Origin of the sequence: Arcobacter sp. 15-2 (assembly GCF_047159865.1) — a bacterium.
Lineage (GTDB): Bacteria > Campylobacterota > Campylobacteria > Campylobacterales > Arcobacteraceae > JAIOSF01.
In genome coordinates this window covers 1659470-1675777 of record NZ_AP038804.1, presented here as the reverse complement: position 1 = coordinate 1675777, position 16308 = coordinate 1659470, and the positions used below count along the sequence as shown (strand labels likewise).

At 29.1% G+C, this 16308-nt stretch carries 18 protein-coding genes; 11 read left to right on the top strand and 7 right to left on the bottom strand.

Features of this window, described 5'->3' with window-relative positions; genetic code table 11:
* Positions 1-194 precede the first annotated feature (194 nt).
* Both thrS and ACMCMH_RS08825 read left to right on the top strand, forming a co-directional pair.
* On the top strand, positions 195-1406 hold the full coding sequence (gene thrS / locus ACMCMH_RS08830) for a threonine--tRNA ligase (protein ID WP_412724690.1): 1212 nt from the start codon (positions 195-197) through the stop codon (positions 1404-1406).
* 103 nt (positions 1407-1509) lie between these two features.
* Positions 1510-1908, top strand: a complete 399-nt coding sequence (locus ACMCMH_RS08825) for a DUF2721 domain-containing protein (protein ID WP_412724688.1) — start codon at positions 1510-1512, stop codon at positions 1906-1908.
* A gap of 9 nt (positions 1909-1917) precedes the next feature.
* Here the strand turns inward: ACMCMH_RS08825 and ACMCMH_RS08820 are convergent, their stop codons facing one another.
* Positions 1918-2691, bottom strand: a complete 774-nt coding sequence (locus tag ACMCMH_RS08820; RefSeq protein WP_412724686.1) for a TSUP family transporter — start codon at positions 2689-2691, stop codon at positions 1918-1920.
* Positions 2692-2756: 65 nt separating this feature from the next.
* Entirely contained in the window at positions 2757-3602 is an 846-nt protein-coding gene (locus tag ACMCMH_RS08815) for a hypothetical protein (RefSeq protein ID WP_412724684.1), read from the bottom strand.
* 185 nt (positions 3603-3787) lie between these two features.
* Here ACMCMH_RS08815 and ribA point away from each other — a divergent pair, with 185 nt between their 5' ends.
* Together ribA and dksA are read left to right on the top strand one after the other, a co-directional pair.
* Entirely contained in the window at positions 3788-4366 is a 579-nt protein-coding gene (ribA, locus tag ACMCMH_RS08810; RefSeq protein WP_412724682.1) for a GTP cyclohydrolase II, read from the top strand.
* A gap of 34 nt (positions 4367-4400) precedes the next feature.
* Positions 4401-4760, top strand: coding sequence for an RNA polymerase-binding protein DksA (gene dksA / locus ACMCMH_RS08805; RefSeq protein ID WP_412724680.1), 360 nt, complete (start codon positions 4401-4403; stop codon positions 4758-4760).
* A gap of 8 nt (positions 4761-4768) precedes the next feature.
* Here the strand turns inward: dksA and ACMCMH_RS08800 are convergent, their stop codons facing one another.
* Positions 4769-6697 (bottom strand): mechanosensitive ion channel family protein, encoded by a 1929-nt coding sequence (locus ACMCMH_RS08800; RefSeq protein ID WP_412724678.1) that lies wholly within the window; start codon positions 6695-6697, stop codon positions 4769-4771.
* Between the two features lie 105 nt (positions 6698-6802).
* On the opposite strand from ACMCMH_RS08800, the gene ACMCMH_RS08795 reads away from it, so the two are divergent.
* Together ACMCMH_RS08795 and ACMCMH_RS08790 are read left to right on the top strand one after the other, a co-directional pair.
* Positions 6803-7531 carry a hypothetical protein gene (locus ACMCMH_RS08795; RefSeq protein WP_412724676.1) on the top strand — a complete coding sequence of 243 codons (729 nt, stop codon included), beginning with the start codon at positions 6803-6805 and terminating at the stop codon, positions 7529-7531.
* Between the two features lie 4 nt (positions 7532-7535).
* Positions 7536-8063: a GNAT family N-acetyltransferase gene (locus ACMCMH_RS08790; protein WP_412724674.1), complete on the top strand. Its 528-nt coding sequence runs from the start codon at positions 7536-7538 to the stop codon at positions 8061-8063.
* Positions 8064-8070: 7 nt separating this feature from the next.
* On the opposite strand, the gene ACMCMH_RS08785 is transcribed toward ACMCMH_RS08790, so the two are convergent.
* The gene (locus ACMCMH_RS08785; RefSeq protein WP_412724672.1) at positions 8071-8772 is read right to left on the bottom strand and encodes an SDR family NAD(P)-dependent oxidoreductase; all 702 of its coding nucleotides are present in this window, start codon (positions 8770-8772) and stop codon (positions 8071-8073) included.
* A 35-nt stretch (positions 8773-8807) separates the two neighbouring features.
* The gene (locus tag ACMCMH_RS08780; protein ID WP_412724670.1) at positions 8808-9173 is read right to left on the bottom strand and encodes a helix-turn-helix transcriptional regulator; all 366 of its coding nucleotides are present in this window, start codon (positions 9171-9173) and stop codon (positions 8808-8810) included.
* Between the two features lie 178 nt (positions 9174-9351).
* On the opposite strand from ACMCMH_RS08780, the gene ACMCMH_RS08775 reads away from it, so the two are divergent.
* The 5 genes from ACMCMH_RS08775 to ACMCMH_RS08755 all read left to right on the top strand — a co-directional run bounded on the left by ACMCMH_RS08775 (position 9352) and on the right by ACMCMH_RS08755 (position 13957).
* Entirely contained in the window at positions 9352-10689 is a 1338-nt protein-coding gene (locus tag ACMCMH_RS08775) for a sodium-dependent transporter (RefSeq protein WP_412724668.1), read from the top strand.
* A 114-nt stretch (positions 10690-10803) separates the two neighbouring features.
* Positions 10804-11706 (top strand): AEC family transporter, encoded by a 903-nt coding sequence (locus tag ACMCMH_RS08770; protein ID WP_412724666.1) that lies wholly within the window; start codon positions 10804-10806, stop codon positions 11704-11706.
* Positions 11707-11784: 78 nt separating this feature from the next.
* Positions 11785-13062 carry a phosphopyruvate hydratase gene (eno, locus tag ACMCMH_RS08765; protein ID WP_412724664.1) on the top strand — a complete coding sequence of 426 codons (1278 nt, stop codon included), beginning with the start codon at positions 11785-11787 and terminating at the stop codon, positions 13060-13062.
* A 14-nt stretch (positions 13063-13076) separates the two neighbouring features.
* Positions 13077-13325 carry a septum formation initiator gene (locus ACMCMH_RS08760; protein ID WP_412724662.1) on the top strand — a complete coding sequence of 83 codons (249 nt, stop codon included), beginning with the start codon at positions 13077-13079 and terminating at the stop codon, positions 13323-13325.
* Positions 13322-13957, top strand: a complete 636-nt coding sequence (locus ACMCMH_RS08755; protein WP_412724660.1) for a hypothetical protein — start codon at positions 13322-13324, stop codon at positions 13955-13957. Before ACMCMH_RS08760 ends, ACMCMH_RS08755 begins: the two co-directional genes overlap by 4 nt.
* A gap of 74 nt (positions 13958-14031) precedes the next feature.
* Here ACMCMH_RS08755 and ACMCMH_RS08750 read toward each other — a convergent pair whose 3' ends face one another.
* Together ACMCMH_RS08750 and ACMCMH_RS08745 are read right to left on the bottom strand one after the other, a co-directional pair.
* A complete protein-coding gene (locus ACMCMH_RS08750; protein WP_412724658.1) occupies positions 14032-15441 on the bottom strand; it encodes a DASS family sodium-coupled anion symporter in 1410 nt (469 codons plus the stop codon).
* Between the two features lie 38 nt (positions 15442-15479).
* Complete coding sequence (locus tag ACMCMH_RS08745; RefSeq protein ID WP_412724656.1) at positions 15480-16307, bottom strand: hypothetical protein; 828 nt, start codon at positions 16305-16307, stop codon at positions 15480-15482.
* Position 16308: the final 1 nt, after the last annotated feature.

Here is a 16308-nt window from a genome sequence, read left to right as displayed (position 1 = left end):
AATTATACACATCAAAAATCAAACTGTTTAAAATATTTATTATTGTTCTTATTTCTTAAATAAAAAATTTTAAAGCACGATATAGTACTGCATAAAAATATTATTTAATTTACTCAACCTAAATTTATGGAATAAAATATCATATTAAATATTTAAAATCACAATAAAAAAATGCACATTTAAAAGGAATTGTTATGCAAAAAATGAATGATATGGATCATAGGATATTAGGTAAAAAGTTAGAGTTATTTATGTTTAGTGAGTTAAGCCCAGGGATGGCTTTTTGGTTACCGCAAGGTTCAAAGTTGAAAAATAATTTAAAAAATATAATTTTTAAATCACATATTTTAAGGGATTATGATTATGTAGAATCGCCAGCCATGATGGAAGATACAATGTGGAAAATCTCTGGACATTATGAGAACTATAAAGAAAATATGTTCCCATCAGTTGTTGAAAAAAGAGATTATCTACTCAAACCAATGAATTGTCCGATGCATATTTTGATGTATCAAAACTCAAAAAAATCGTATAGAGAACTACCAATAAGATATTTTGAGTTTGGTCAGGTTCATAGAAATGAACTTCGTGGAGCATTACATGGCTTATTTAGAGTGAGAGAGTTTGTTCAAGATGATTCTCATATCGTATGTATGCCAGATCAAATTGAAAATGAAATTTTATCAATTTTAGATTTTATAAAATCTCTAATGAATTTCTTTGACTTTGCATACCGAATAGATTTCTCTTCACGCCCAGAAAAATCAATAGGCAGTGATGATAACTGGGATAAAGCTGAGAGTTCTATAAAAAATGCTTTAGAAAAATCGGGAGAAAATTATCAACTCAATGAAGGTGATGGAGCATTTTATGGACCAAAAATTGATATAAAAATAAAAGATATACATAAAAGAGAGTGGCAACTAGGAAGTATTCAAATAGATTTTAACTTACCGCAAAGATTTGATATGAAATACATAGATAAAGAGGGTAAAGAAAAATCTCCTGTGATTATTCATAGAGCTATTTTAGGAAGTATTGAGAGATTTATAGGGATTTTACTAGAACATCACAAAGGTATTTTACCTGTTTGTATATCACCAAATCAATTAGCAATTGTACCAATAGCTTCAAATAGTAAATCACAAATGAAATATATTCAGGATATTAAAAAAGAGTTATTATTACACAATATCAATGTAAAAATTTATGATTCTGATGATAGTTTAAACAAAAGAATCAAGATGTCAGAACAAGATAAAAATCCTTTAATATCTATCATCGGGGATAAGGAGGTGGAAGAAAATAGTTTAAATATTAGAGATAAAATCAAAAAAGAGAACTATCAAGTATCTTTAGATAGTTTTGTAGAGTATTTAAAAAGTAAGATGGATGTGATAATATAGAAAATAAAGGGAAGAATATTACATATTTTTTCCTTATTTAAAATATTATTTTTATTTTATTTCACTTCGTTATAATGTCAAAAAAAACTAAGGAATTAAATCAATGGAAATAGAAATCTCTACACCCGCATTATTATTCCCTGCTATCTCTCTGTTGCTTTTAGCATATACAAATAGATTTCTTACAACGGGACAACTTATTCGTTCTATTAGCAGACAAGCAAAAGAGCAAAAGAACCAAGACCTTTCAGGGCAAATCGAAAATTTAAAAAGACGACTAGAACTTACAAAATGGATGCAGTTTTTTGGAGTGGTATCGATGCTTATGTGTACCGTTTCTATGTTTGCACTCTTTTTAGGATACTACCCTTTTGGTAAAAATATATTTGGATTAAGTTTATTAACAATGTGTTTATCTCTTGTCATCTCATTGTGGGAAGTTTATATCTCTTCAAATGCTCTGAATTTAGAATTAGAAGATTTATATAATCAAATCAAGTAAAAAATTATTTCACCCTACCCATCCCATTTGAAATGAATATTTTACTAACATTAAAAAACACATTATAATCACAAGAATTCTTAAATGTAAGGGGTTTATTTTAACCAAAAAATGGGAAGCAAAATATGCCCCAACAGCCTGCCCTATCATCATCAAAATTCCTATAGTAAAAAGGACTTGTCCATAAACCAAAAAGATTACAACTGACCCTAAGTTTGTAGCAAAGTTCATTGTTTTTGCCATTGCTGTAGCTTTTATGAGTTCTTTACCTCTTAATGCTATAGCAGATAAAGATAGAAACGAACCAGTACCTGGACCAAACATCCCATCATAAAAACCAATGAAAGGAACAGCTGTATATTTATATGTTGTTTCACTCATTTTGGGCTTTACATCAATTTCGGAAGCTTTTGGCATAAATATAAAATATATCCCTATAAGTAAAAGAACTAAAGGAACAACAAAATTTAATAACTCTACATCTATAAACTGTACTGCAACAGTACCTATAGCAGAACCTATAAAAGCTATAAGCATATAGTATTTCATTTCGGAAAATGTAACTTTCTTTTTCTTTATCATCATCAATGAAGCAGTACCACTACCTATAAATGCTTGAAATTTATTTGTACCCAAAGCAAGTAAAGGTGGCATCCCTGTAAGAATTAAAGCAGGTATAGTAATAAGACCACCACCGCCTGCTAAAGTATCTATAAATCCTGCAAAAACAGCTACTGCAAAAAGTATCATCATCATATCATATGTAAAAATAGAAAAATCCAAAATCATCTCCTTTGAATTTTGCCATTATAGTCAAAAGTTCTTAACTTATAAATACTTTTTTTATTTTAAAATTTATACTTTAACATCAATGATGTCACTTTTGTGTCTACATCATTTTGATTTTCTGGTAACTCAATCCCATTTTGAAATGAATAAGAAAGCATTAGATCAAAATTTTGGAACTTTTTCCCAAAACTTGCCATATATGTTTTGTCTTGTTCCATTGCGTGGTGTTGTACTTTTGTACCACTTTTTAAAACCGTAAAAGCTCTTTTCCCAAAAGATGCTCCCACACCTCCAAAATAACCATTATACATAGCATTTAGTTTTACACCTGTTGTTAGATAATCTTTGTCATCAAATCTATAGTTTCCGTAGTTATCACCATCTATATCAATTTTTTTAACGATTGCTGTGAACTTAGATTTTACTTCACCTATTTTAAAAGCTTTGAATAATGACAAATCATATTGTTTCACATTAAAAGTTTCATAGTCACTTTTATAAACATCAAAAGAAGTACCAAAACCTTTGAAAAAATTATATTGAGCTCCTATTCCATATACTTTTCCTTGATCTGTTGGTGCAAGATTGTCAAGAATTTTTATGTAGCTAGCTTTTAAATCAAATTTATTATTTACACTATATCTATAATTTAGATTATATTTTTTTACCTTCAGTGTTTCTATACTTTTTTTTGTCATAGGATGTTCTTTATCTACTTCATCTTTCAAAAAGTTTATATTTATAGAACTTCCATTGTATTTATAGTTCATCCCTATTGTATTTGTTTTACCATCAACTTTAGTTTTTGAATTTGAATAATCTTTTACTCCACTATTGAGATAAATATCTCCATTTGCACTTAGTGCTACAACTCCTAAAACTGTACTTAAAATCACTTTCTTCATTCTTTACCTTTTTACACGACATTATCGATTTTTTGAAAGTATAGAAAAGTTTGTCTTAAATGCAACTAAGTCGCACTTAAGACATTTCGATGTATTATTCCGAATTAAATAGCAAGTTATCTATATCAAACAATAGGAAATAAAATGAAAAAATTATTATTAATAATAAGTAACACATCACAAATATGAAAAATATAATAACATCAGAAATAGCAAACTTACCAACACGATTTGGTAAATTTAAAGTAAAAGCATATAAAGACGAATGTCAAGAACACTTAGCCATTATGAGTGAGGATTTCTTTGACTTAGAAAATCCATATGTTCGTATCCATTCTGAGTGTCTTACAGGAGATACTATGGGAAGTTTAAAATGTGACTGTAGTAATCAGCTAGATTTAGCACTCAAACTTATCTCTAAAAATGGTGGCTTAGTTGTGTATCATAGACAAGAGGGAAGAAATATAGGTCTTGTAAATAAAATCAACGCCTATAAACTTCAAGATGAAGGATACGATACGATTGAAGCAAATTTAAAACTCGGATTTAAAGAAGATGAGAGAGACTATAGTGCTGTTGCTTTTATTTTAAAAGATTTGAAGCTTTCAAAAATTCAACTCATCACAAATAACCCTTCCAAAATAGATTTTGTTGAAGAGTTAGGTATAGAGATTACACAAAGAATTCCTGCTGTTACTTCTATAAATAAATATAACAAAGACTATATAGAAACAAAAAAAGAGGAGATGGGTCATCTATTTTAAAAGATAATGACACAACATTAAAGGATATCAAGATATGTTAAAAGAAAATCAAATTGAGATGTTAAAACAACAACTCCTTCAAAAAAAAGAACAGTTAATATCACAAGCTCATTTTAGTCAAAATATTATTGAAGAGCTTCATTTTGAAAAATCATCCGATGAATTAGATTATGCAGAAGCTTCAAGTGATGGTCACAACCTTAGTATTTTGAGAAATAAGCAACTTGAAGAGCTACAAGAGATTGAAATAGCTTTAACTAAGATAGAAAAAAAGAAATATGGTATTTGTGAAATGTGTGATGAGCAAATTGGTATTAGACGACTAAAAGTCAAACCACATGCTAAGTTTTGTATTGAATGTAGGGAAGCCTACGAAAAAGAACTTGAAAGTTAGGAGATATCTTACTTATCAAGTTCTTCTTTTTCCAAATGTATAGTTTGAGTAGGAAAAGCAAATGAACAATTATTTTTTTCTACGAGTTCAGAGATTTTGATGATTACATCTTGCTTGGTTTCTAACCAATCTGCCCAATCAGGACTTCTACTAAAACAATACACAAAAATATTTATTGAACTATTTGCATACTCATCTATATAGACTAAAATATTGTTTTTTATCCCCATTAAATCTTCTTTTTTCAACAAATATGGTTTTTTATCAATATTGAGTTTTGATGTGGCTATCAAGGGATGTTCTTGTAACATCTCTCTTATGTCTAAAACTAAATTTTCTATATCACTCATTTTACAACTATAGGTCATTCCTAGTGACATTTTAATTCTTCTTCCTATAACTCTTTTTGACCAATTTAGTATCGACATATTTGCTAACTGTGCATTTGGTACTGTTATCATAGCATTTGCAAAGGTTCTGATTCTTGTGGTTCTCATTCGTATATCGACAACAGTTCCCTCAACATTACCAGCTTCTATCCAGTCACCTTGTGAAAAAGAGTTGTCAGTGATGATATTTAACGAGCCAAAAAAGTTACTAAGAGTATCTTTTGCAGCTAATGCAATAGCAATACCCCCGATTCCAAGTGAAGCAATAATAGCTTTGATATCAAAATTTAATTGTACTAGTAAAAATAAAAGTAAAAATATTAAAATAACTACTTTTAGTATTCTTAGTAAAAAGTCAACCATCTCTTTTCTCATATTTGGATAGTCTGTAAATATTTTGTCTGATGATAAGTTGATGTAGTTATTTAAAATTCTATATAACATATATGAAAATAGTGCTAGATAAACAGTGTTGAACCAAGGGATAAGTTGGTTTACAGTTTGTGCTTTATCAATGAGTAAAAACAATGAAACCTGCAATGCAAAAACATAAACAATAATCGATAAAGTAAAACTAAAACTTTCAGGTAAAATATCTAAAAAAGATATATTGAGAGTTTTTATTTTTTTTACCAATTTTCTGCTGAAAAGTTTTGTGAAAAAAGGTAATATCTTTGTATTTATGAAATAAAATAAAATCATTATAAGAAAAAGAATAACAATTTTTCCAATTGAGATATGAAAGTAGTAATAAAATATTTCAGATATATTTTTTATATAACTATTGGAATCAATTTTATCAATTATATATTTTAAACTTAACTCATCCAAAATAAAATTACTTGGTCTATATTTTTGCATATTAGATTTTAAATAGTTATATACAAGTAAGTTAGCTTTTATTTGAGCCTCTAAAATATCCAAAGAATTTCTAAAGTCAAGACTTAGAGAGTTGTTATTGAGACTAATATCAGATGCGATTTTTTTATACTTTTCTAAGTGAAGATCATTGAGTTCCTCAATTGAATTGTCTAATAAAAAGATAAAATATTTTCTATCTTTAAAAGAGTTTTTTCCATCTATGATTGCATTGATTGTTTTTGCAAATATTTTTTTATTTTCTAAAATTATGATTTTTAAAATATCCCGTGAAACAGCAAGGTTATTGTCATATTTTGAATTGATATTGATTTTGCTATTTAAAAATTTCACTTGTTGTTTATATTTAGTATTATCAAATGGGTAAGTTATCTCGTTGTTTATATTAGCGATGATTTTTTCCATAGCAGCATCGATTTTTTCTATTTGTGTATCTGCTTGTAGTTTAAGATTTTTGTTTTGTATAAGATTTATAATAAAACCTAAATCATAAGGATCAACCTCTTGTATAGTATCATCTACTTGAGTTTGAATTTTAGATGTTGTTTGAGAATTTAACTGACCAGTAAGGAGATTATTTTCTGTTAAAATACCCTCTGCATGAAGAGTAAGACAAAGCGTTAAGAAAATAATTATTTGAAATAAAATATGTTTTTGAGTCTTTTGCATCATATATCCGTTTTATAAATTGAAGTAAATATTATACCATAATTACTATCAAGTAAATTTATCTTATAATTTTAAAACTTTAAACTATATGGAAAATATCATAATATGAAAACAAAACTACATACAGCATTTCTCTATCCTTTGATTTTAATTTTTTCCTCTTTTTTAAAAGGGAAAAAAACTGAATTTAAAAACTTTTTTATCAATGAAAAAAAACACTCAACAAAAGAAAATATCTTAGAAGTGATTTCAGAAGAAAATGAATTTTACAGTCAAATAAAATATTTTTTCGATAAAAGTTGTCCACTTTATGATAAAGCCAATATACTCTTTAAAATAGATATTTCAAAAGCACCTGAAGATAAAAAATATTTTGCTTTTGATTTTCAAAGAGTACTGAATATTTTTTATACTATGTCTATGCTGAGTTCACGAATCCCAAATAACAATATTGATGTAGATTTTATATGTGAAAAACAAAAACTCAGTGAAACACAAATCAATCATCTCTTAAGATACTCTTTGTTAACTTTTGCATCTAAAAAAGTTGATACACTTTATTTTGATACAAAACTACTAAAAGATGATAAAAGTCTATTAGCCTACGAAACCATGCTTTCATATCTTCAAGATACTACACTAGTAAACTTCTCAAATGCAAAAAATCTTTATGTGATAACTTGTAAACAAGACAAAAAAAGTTTTGATATCATCTGGTCTTCAAATGATGATATAGAGCTCACAGAGTTTGGTAAAGTATATGATAAATATGGGAAGTTAGCAACAAAAAATATCAAAATATCAACTAGCCCTATTTATGCTTTTCATAAATAATAATATGAATACTATTTATATACAAAATTCAAATGACTTCTATTTTCAAGAAGCTTGGAATATTTATGAAGAATCATTTCCAAAAGAAGAGAAACGAACACTTCAAGAACAAATAAAATTATTAGAAAAAGACACTTATACAATGGCTGGTCATATAGAAAATAATACTTTAGTTTCTATCTTATTTTATTGGAGAATAGACAGTTATACTTATCTTGAACATTTTGCTATAAATAGTAAACTAAGAGGACAAAACTACGGTTCTAAAATATTAAAACAATTTATTTTGAAAAATGAAAATATTATTTTAGAGATAGAACCTATCATCGATGAAATGACTCAAAAAAGACTCTCTTTTTATGAAAAGTTTAATTTTGTAGTCAATCAACACATCCATTTTCAAGTACCTTTTAGAGAAAATTCTGAAGATTTAGAACTCTTACTCCTAACTCAAAACAGTGTTTTATCAAAGGATGAATACCTCTGTTTTTATAAAAAATTACAAAAAGAACTTTCATCCAACAATCAATAATGTAGAATTATCTAGGATATGAACAATTGTTTATATCTGTTGTAGTACCATTTATATACTCAGGGCAATCCGTTGCTAGCCATACAATAGTTGTCGCTATCTCTGAAGCATACGCAAATCTTCCACTTACTACAGTTTTTTTGAATTCTGCCTTTCTCTCTTCTGAGTTGTCTTTTTGCATATCAGTTTCCACAGGACTTGGTGCAATACAGTTTACAACTATTCCATTACCACCTAAAAGTTTTGCATAAATTTTAGTTGCATTGATAAGTCCAGCTTTTGCTATTCCATACCAAATATCAGGATGTCCTATTTGTCCTGCTATTGAAGCTACATTTACTATACGCCCATACCCTTTTTCTTTCATACTATTAGAACATAATGTCATAAGCTCTACGGGTGTGTATAAATCTACATTCATTATTCGCTCTTTTGCTTCTAGAGGATAGTTATCAAACGAGTATTTTGGCTGCATAAAACCAGCATTGTTTATCAAAATATCAATATCTCCTACTTGCTTCATAAGTTTTGGAAGGTCAGTCACATTTGCTAAATCATACTCTATAATAGTTAGATTTTCATCTTGTAAATCAAAACTTGAAAAATCACGAGCGACTACAACTACCTCGAATCCTCTTTCTAAAAAATCTTTTGTTACTGCAAACCCTATCCCTTTATTTCCACCTGTTACCAATGCTCTTGTTTTCATATATCTATTTTCCTTTTTTATTTTTTTATTCTTAATTATAAATTTGTAAAGGTGAGTAATACCTTTGCTACTAAATATATCTCATCTTTTTTATATACAAGATGTGAATAATCAGGGTTGATAGAGATAAAAGTATCATTCTCTTTCTTATACTTTTTTACCCACATTTTATCGTCATAATACAGGAGATAAATTGATTCGTCTTCTAACTCTTTTTGTGATAAATCACTCACTATCACAGCTTTATGGTTTATCACAGGTTGCATAGAACACCCATCTACTAAAAGTGCAAATAGTGACTTTGCATTAAAATCTTTATTTATCAAATGTTGTGAGAAAATTAGTTTCTTTATTTTATTATCATCAAATACATCTGTATATTCTAAATTTATTGTATGCAAATGACCATCTCCTTTATCTATGTGCTTATAAAGTACATTCTTTTAAAATTTTTTATAAAATAAATATTTCTTCTTCATTTTACTACAATATTCTTATAAAAAGTAAAGTTTTTTTGACTTTTCATACTACTTTCATCTGATTTTACCTATAATCTATAAATTTTTTTAAGGGTATAATTTGAAGAATCGTTTTTCAAGAATAGGTTTTATTTTAGCTGCAGCTGGTTCAGCTGTAGGACTAGGGAATATATGGAAATTTCCTTATGTTACAGGAGAGTATGGTGGTGGAGCATTTGTTATAGTGTATCTACTTGCAATTGCGTTTATAGGTCTTACCGTTTTTTTAGGTGAGGCACTCATTGGACAAAATTCTCAAGCAAATGTGTCTACATCTTTTATAGAAACCTCAAAAAGTAAAAATGAAAAATGGAAGTTTGCTGGTTTTATGATAGCAACTGCTCTTCTAATTTTATCTTTTTATTCTGTTGTTCTTGGATGGATTTTGAGTTATGTATTTACATCCTTCACAGCACTCCCAACAGACCCTAAAATAGCAGGCGATGCTTTCAATACACTTATAACAAAAGATTTAAGTACTCAACTACTTTATCATACTCTTATTGCTGGAACTGTTATATTTATAGTTTTAAAAGGGGTAAAAGAAGGTATAGAAAAAATCAATCTTATCCTTATGCCTATGCTTGGATTGATTTTAGGTGGGCTTTTACTCTATGCTATCTCACTTGATAGTTTCTCACAAGCTGTTTCATTTATGTTTGCTGCTGATTGGAGTAAAGTAAATAGTGATGCCTTACTTGCTGCTCTTGGTCAAGCATTTTTTACATTATCTTTAGGTGTTGGTACTATTTTAACATACTCAGCATCACTTCCAAAAGAAGTTAACTTTGTAAAATCTTCAGTTATGGTTGCGATTGTTGATACAACAATTGCTCTTGTAGCTGGTCTTATTATTTTCTCTTTTCTATTTGAAGCAGGTGCGCCTAGTGCAGCTGGTCCTGGACTTGTATTTATCTCACTTCCTGTTGTATTTTCTGGCTGGGGTATTTTAGGACAAGTTATCGCGATATCATTTTTCATTGCACTTATATTTGCAGGAATAACATCTGCTGTTTCAATGATAGAACCATCTTTGATGTTTTTTATCGAAAGATACAAAATGACTAGAAAAAAAGCGACTATTTTATGTGGAAGTATATTCTATTTACTAGGGATTGTAGCATTGTTGTCTATGTCTGCTAGTTTTGGTGAATCTTTAACATTTTTTGGTAAAAATGCTTTTGATTGGATGGATTTTACTACATCTTCTGTAATGATGCCGTCAGCTGCTATAGTTATATGTATATTCTTAGGTTATTATGTTGATAAAGATATGCTACAAGAAAGATTTACTAAACACACACCACTATTCGTCTTTAAAATTTGGTACTTCTTAATAAGATATTTAGTACCAGTTGCTATCTCTATTTTATTTTTACATAAACTAGGTCTAATTTAGCATACATATCAAAGCTCACTTTTTTAGTGTGCTTTTAAAAATAATTGACCTAAATTTTTAAGGGAGTATTTACAACAAATTAGATACCTTTCATCTCTTACTCAAAGGTCATAGATGTTTAACTTCATACTTATCATTTCATATATCACACTAGGATTTGTATTTAAAAATATAAAATTGCCTATTGTAGACTTACATCTGAAATTAAATAGATTTATTATTTATATTGCACTCCCTGCAATGATACTTCTACAAACTCCAAAAATTCAATTCTCTATGGAGATGATGATACCTGTTTATATTGCATGGATCACGATGGGTTCTTGTGCAATTCTTATTTACTTTTTTTCGAAAAGATATAATTTTAGTAGAGAAGTTACCGGCGCTTTGATGCTTGTAACAGTACTTACAAACTCTACATTTGTTGGTATACCTGTCATTACAGCACATTTTGGAAATGAATCATTACCATTTATTGTTTTGTATGATCAATTAGGAACATCATTTTGGCTTGCTACTTATGGTACTTTTATTGCTGCTTATTACGGCAGTAAAGGAGCTATTTCAGCTTGGACAATAAGCAAAAAAATTGCCCGTTTTCCACCACTTATAGCTTTTGTTTTTGCCATAGCTTTTAGCTCACATACTTATCCTAGCTTTGTTGTAACTCTATTGGAGTTTTTGACAATGATGATTGTTCCAATGGCACTTATTTCTGTGGGATTACAACTAGAGTTCAAACTTGCAAGTTCTGAAATAAAACCATTTGTACTTTCACTAGTACTTAAACTTATTATTTCCCCAATCATTGCAATTGTTGTGTGTTATTATTTTGGATGGATTGATCTGCTTATAGGGAAGGTTTCCATATTAGAGTCAAGTATGGCAGCAATGATAACAGCTGGTGTTATAGCATCTATAAATGGTCTTGCTCCTCGACTTAGTAATGCTATTGTAGCTTATGGAATATTGCTATCATTGTTTACTTCGTGGATACTTTTTTTACTGATTAAATAGATTAACATTTTAGCTTTTAAGCAAAATTTTGCTATTATAATTAATTAAAAATAGATATAATTAAAAGGAATATTATAAATGGTATATATAGACAATATTTACGCTGACGAAGTTATGGACAGTCGTGGTAATCCTACAGTAAGAGCTACAGTTACATTAAGTGATGGTACAAAAGAAAGTGCAATCGTTCCAAGTGGAGCAAGTACTGGTAAAAGAGAAGCCTTAGAGCTTAGAGACGGTGGAACAAGATATATGGGTAAAGGTGTAGAAAAAGCAGTTGAAAATGTTAACTCTACTATCTCAAATGAACTAATCGGTTTAAGTCCATTTAACCAAGCTGAAGTTGATGCTACTATGAAAGATATCGATGGTACTTCTAACTATGGCAACTTAGGAGCCAATGCTGTTCTTGGTGTTTCTATGGCAGTTGCAAGAGCTGCAGCTACATCTTTAAATATTCCATTATATAGATACCTTGGTGGTGCAAATGCTATGACTACACCAGTACCAATGTTAAACATCATCAATGGTGGAGAGCATGCAAACAACTCTGTTGATTTTCAAGAATATATGGTTATGCCAGTTGGTTTTGAAAACTTCAAAGAGGGTTTAAGAGCTTCAGCTGAAGTTTACCACAACCTTAAAAAAATTATTGATGGTATGGGTGAGTCTACAGCTGTTGGTGATGAGGGTGGATTCGCTCCAAACTTAAAATCAAACGAAGAACCTATTACAGTTATTATGGAAGCTATTGAAAAAGCTGGTTATAAACCAGGTGAGCAAATTTGTATCGCTTTAGATGTTGCAGCTTCTGAACTTGTAAATGACAAAGGTCTTTATGTTCTTAAATCAGAAAACAGAGAATTAACTTCAACACAATTAGCTGATTATTATGTTGATTTATGTGCTAAATACCCTATTATCTCTATCGAAGATGGATTAAGTGAAGATGACTGGGATGGTTGGAAAATCTTAACAGAAAAACTTGGAGACAAAGTACAATTGGTTGGAGATGATTTATTTGTTACAAATGCAAATATCTTAAACGAAGGTATCCAAAAAGGTATCGCTAACTCTATCTTAATCAAACCAAATCAAATTGGAAGTGTGAGTGAAACAATGCTTACAATTAGACTTGCTCAAAGAAATAACTACAACTGTGTAATGTCTCATAGATCTGGTGAATCTGAAGATACATTTATAGCAGACTTCGCAGTTGCTTTAAATTGTGGTCAAATTAAAACAGGTTCAACAGCAAGAAGTGATAGAATCGCTAAATACAATAGACTTTTAGAGATTAGTGCTGAGATTGGTTACTCTGAGTACCTTGGAAAACAACCTTTTTCAAAAAAGTAATATAATTTTGTAGTATGCTAGAAAAATTAAATAACAATAAACAGTTTATGTTTATATCAACTGTTTTAATTGTTCTTACATTTGTTGTAGCATACTATATATCAAATCTACTTTTTTATGGAAATAACTCTTACGAGGTATACTCTCATCTAAAAGATAAAAAAGTCAAATTACAACATGACATTCATCAGTTGCAGATTGAAAATGCAACATTACAAAAAAAATATTTTGAATTAAAAAATTTGGAGCCTGAAGAATTATGAAACTTATGTCACTATCTATACTCAGTATATCACTTAGTTTATCTTTGTTTGCAAGAGAAAATCCTTTTGAACCAACAGATCAATTTTTAGAACAAAAAAGTAATATCATCAATGCAAATGAACAAGCCAAACAAAAAAAAGAGCAAGCTCAAAAAGATAAAATTGCTCGTGAACTTGAAGAACAAAAAATGGCCGAAATGATAATTGCTGAAAAAATGATGAAACAAAAAAAGCAAGAAACAACAGTAGAAAATAATCAAAAGCAAGTAAAAACTACAAAACAGCAAACACCATATATCCCTTCAATTGTAGAAAATTTTAAAGTTTTACCATTTGTAAAAATACAAATTGAAAATGATATATTAACACTTAAAGTAGACCCTAAATACCCATTATTAAATCAAGATATACTCAAACCAGCAAAAAAGTTTTTATTTGATTTTAGAGGGAATGTAAGCTTCTATACAATTAGAAAAGATATAGTAAGTGAAGATTACGAATCATTCGCAGTGGGAACACATAGAGAAAAGAATTTTTTCCGTGTTGTTATTAACCTCAATGATGAGATGATAAATTATACAGAAACTATAGATAGTAAAACGGGAACTATTATTCTTCAAAAAAACAAATAACTACAATAGATATTCAAAATTTAAAAAAAATGGTGTCAAATAATTGACACCATTTTTTCGTTAAAGAAACAATTTTATAAAATTATAAACCCTAATAATACAAGTGATCCTAAATATATCATTCCAAAAATAAATCCTAACTTCCACCATGTTGCTTGTGTAATATAACCAGCTCCATACCAAATTGGTGATGGTCCTGTTGCATACGGGGTAATGATTCCCATTAAACCTAATGAACCAACAAGCAGTAAAGCTAAAGGCTGTATCATATCTATTGGTAATAAATTTACAGCTATTCCCAAAAATAGAGGTAACAATGCTACAACATGAGCTGTTACACTAGCAAATAAATAATGAAATAAGAAAAATAAAACAAGCAACACAATAGAGATAGTTATGGGTTCTAAGCCTGTTAACCAAGTTGATATAAGTCCTGCGGCCCATGTTAAATATCCAACTATTTTAAGTCCACTTGCCATTGCTACTAAAGTTGCGAACCAAATAAATACATTTATTGCTGCTTTATTTGTAATAACATCTTCCCATGAAATAACATTTGTAAGAACCAGTAAACATAAAACTGTTAATGCTGCAACTGTACCATTGATACCAATTTGTTTTCCAAAAATCCATAAAGCTAAGGCAAGTATCCCAAGACCTAACATAGTTAACTCTTTTGAAGTAATTTTTCCCATATTTTCTAACTCTTTAGCTGCCCAAAGAGGTGCTTCTGGAGATTTTTTTTGTTCCGGAGGATATACAAGATAAGTGATCAAAGGAACAAGCAAAAATAAAGGTATCATAATCAAAGACAATGTGCTAAACCATTGACCCCACGCAATTGCAATACCTGTACTTTTCTCTACTAACGATACAGCTAATAAATTTGGAGCGAGTGCTGTCAAAAACATAGAGCTTGTCACACAAGTTGCAGAGATAGCAACCCATGAAATATATGATCCTAATTTTTTAGGCTCATTTTCTGGAGTTGAATTAAACATTTGAGGAATATTTATAGCAATTGGGAAAATCGTTCCTGCACTTCTTGCCGTATTTGAGGGCATAAAAGGGGATAAAATTCCATCTGCAAAAGCAACTGCATATCCCAAACCTAATGATGTTTTACCTAAATATTTTATAAGTAAAAGAGCAATTCTCTTACCCAATCCTGATTTTCTATATCCAAGTGCAAACATAAAAGCTGCAAATATTAACCATATCACACCATTTGAAAATCCACTTAACGCCCAATCTCTATTGGCTTTTGCTGTTTCTCCAACAAGTCCTAAAGTTGCACTCAAAGAAACACCTACTAATCCTACAAGTGCTGCTGGAATTGGTTCTAATATTAAAGCTACAATTACCCCTAAAAATATTGCAAAAAAGTATTGTGCATTTAATGCCAATCCCTCTGGCGTTGGTAATATTGCAATAATTATTGCCACAAGAATAGGAAGAGCTATCTTCATATTTTGACTTAACATTTTATCTCCTTATATAAGTATTCTATTTTTTATAAGATTTATTCGTTACAGTTTTCAAGTTCTTTTTGCAAAAAGTTTATCTCACATCCCTCTTTTTCATCAAGTGAAATATGAGTAGAAAAAGAGTTAGATTTTGTCTCATTTTCTTTAGAAACTTTTTCAAGTTCATGAACTTTAAGATACTGTACTATTTCATCTACTCCATTTAAAAGAATAAAATTATCTTTATTTTTTTTAACAATCATAAGTGGTATTTTTGTAATATTTAAAGCACTAAATAGACCATCAAAATTGGTATATTTCTCTTTTGAATAAGTAATATTATTTTCTTTTAAAAATAGTTTCACCTTTTTACAGTGTTGACAACTTTCTGATTGTAAAAGTGTGTATTTAGAAGTTAAATGAGGACTTGCCTTTGTATTTACATCAAGTTTTAAAAAAGCTATTGTACCTACAATAAAAAAAATAATGAATATTTTCTTATCTTTAGGATCAATAAGTAAATAATTGACAACAACTAATAAGTAAAAAATAAAACAACTAATACATAAACTTCCTGTTTTAAAATAAAGATAACTCAATAAAATAGTTTCACATATCAATACGGAAAAAACGCCTAATTTATATAACTCTTTTAGAATTACACTATTTGTTTTTAGTATTTTCAATCCAATAAAAAGTAAAATACCAAACGCTAAAATAGCTAGACTGTATAAATCTGACTGCTCTATTTTAAGTAAACTTTTACTTACTTCACAACCTTCACTTTCGCACCATTTTGAACCAATCATTATAAGGTACAGATTTATAAATAAGTATGATAATATTATCATAGGCATAAATCTATAGCTAAGATGGTTTTTCATT

Excerpts from the sequence above, each read along its gene's own strand:
- thrS (WP_412724690.1), top strand. The coding sequence starts at position 195 with ATGCAAAAAATGAATGATATGGATCATAGGATATTAGGTAAAAAGTTA.
- ACMCMH_RS08825 (WP_412724688.1), top strand. The coding sequence starts at position 1,510 with ATGGAAATAGAAATCTCTACACCCGCATTATTATTCCCTGCTATCTCT.
- ACMCMH_RS08815 (WP_412724684.1), bottom strand. The coding sequence starts at position 3,602 with ATGAAGAAAGTGATTTTAAGTACAGTTTTAGGAGTTGTAGCACTAAGT.
- ribA (WP_412724682.1), top strand. The coding sequence starts at position 3,788 with ATGAAAAATATAATAACATCAGAAATAGCAAACTTACCAACACGATTT.
- dksA (WP_412724680.1), top strand. The coding sequence starts at position 4,401 with ATGTTAAAAGAAAATCAAATTGAGATGTTAAAACAACAACTCCTTCAA.
- ACMCMH_RS08800 (WP_412724678.1), bottom strand. The coding sequence starts at position 6,697 with ATGCAAAAGACTCAAAAACATATTTTATTTCAAATAATTATTTTCTTA.
- ACMCMH_RS08795 (WP_412724676.1), top strand. The coding sequence starts at position 6,803 with ATGAAAACAAAACTACATACAGCATTTCTCTATCCTTTGATTTTAATT.
- ACMCMH_RS08790 (WP_412724674.1), top strand. The coding sequence starts at position 7,536 with ATGAATACTATTTATATACAAAATTCAAATGACTTCTATTTTCAAGAA.
- ACMCMH_RS08785 (WP_412724672.1), bottom strand. The coding sequence starts at position 8,772 with ATGAAAACAAGAGCATTGGTAACAGGTGGAAATAAAGGGATAGGGTTT.
- ACMCMH_RS08770 (WP_412724666.1), top strand. The coding sequence starts at position 10,804 with ATGTTTAACTTCATACTTATCATTTCATATATCACACTAGGATTTGTA.
- eno (WP_412724664.1), top strand. The coding sequence starts at position 11,785 with ATGGTATATATAGACAATATTTACGCTGACGAAGTTATGGACAGTCGT.
- ACMCMH_RS08760 (WP_412724662.1), top strand. The coding sequence starts at position 13,077 with ATGCTAGAAAAATTAAATAACAATAAACAGTTTATGTTTATATCAACT.
- ACMCMH_RS08755 (WP_412724660.1), top strand. The coding sequence starts at position 13,322 with ATGAAACTTATGTCACTATCTATACTCAGTATATCACTTAGTTTATCT.
- ACMCMH_RS08750 (WP_412724658.1), bottom strand. The coding sequence starts at position 15,441 with ATGTTAAGTCAAAATATGAAGATAGCTCTTCCTATTCTTGTGGCAATA.
- ACMCMH_RS08745 (WP_412724656.1), bottom strand. The coding sequence starts at position 16,307 with ATGAAAAACCATCTTAGCTATAGATTTATGCCTATGATAATATTATCA.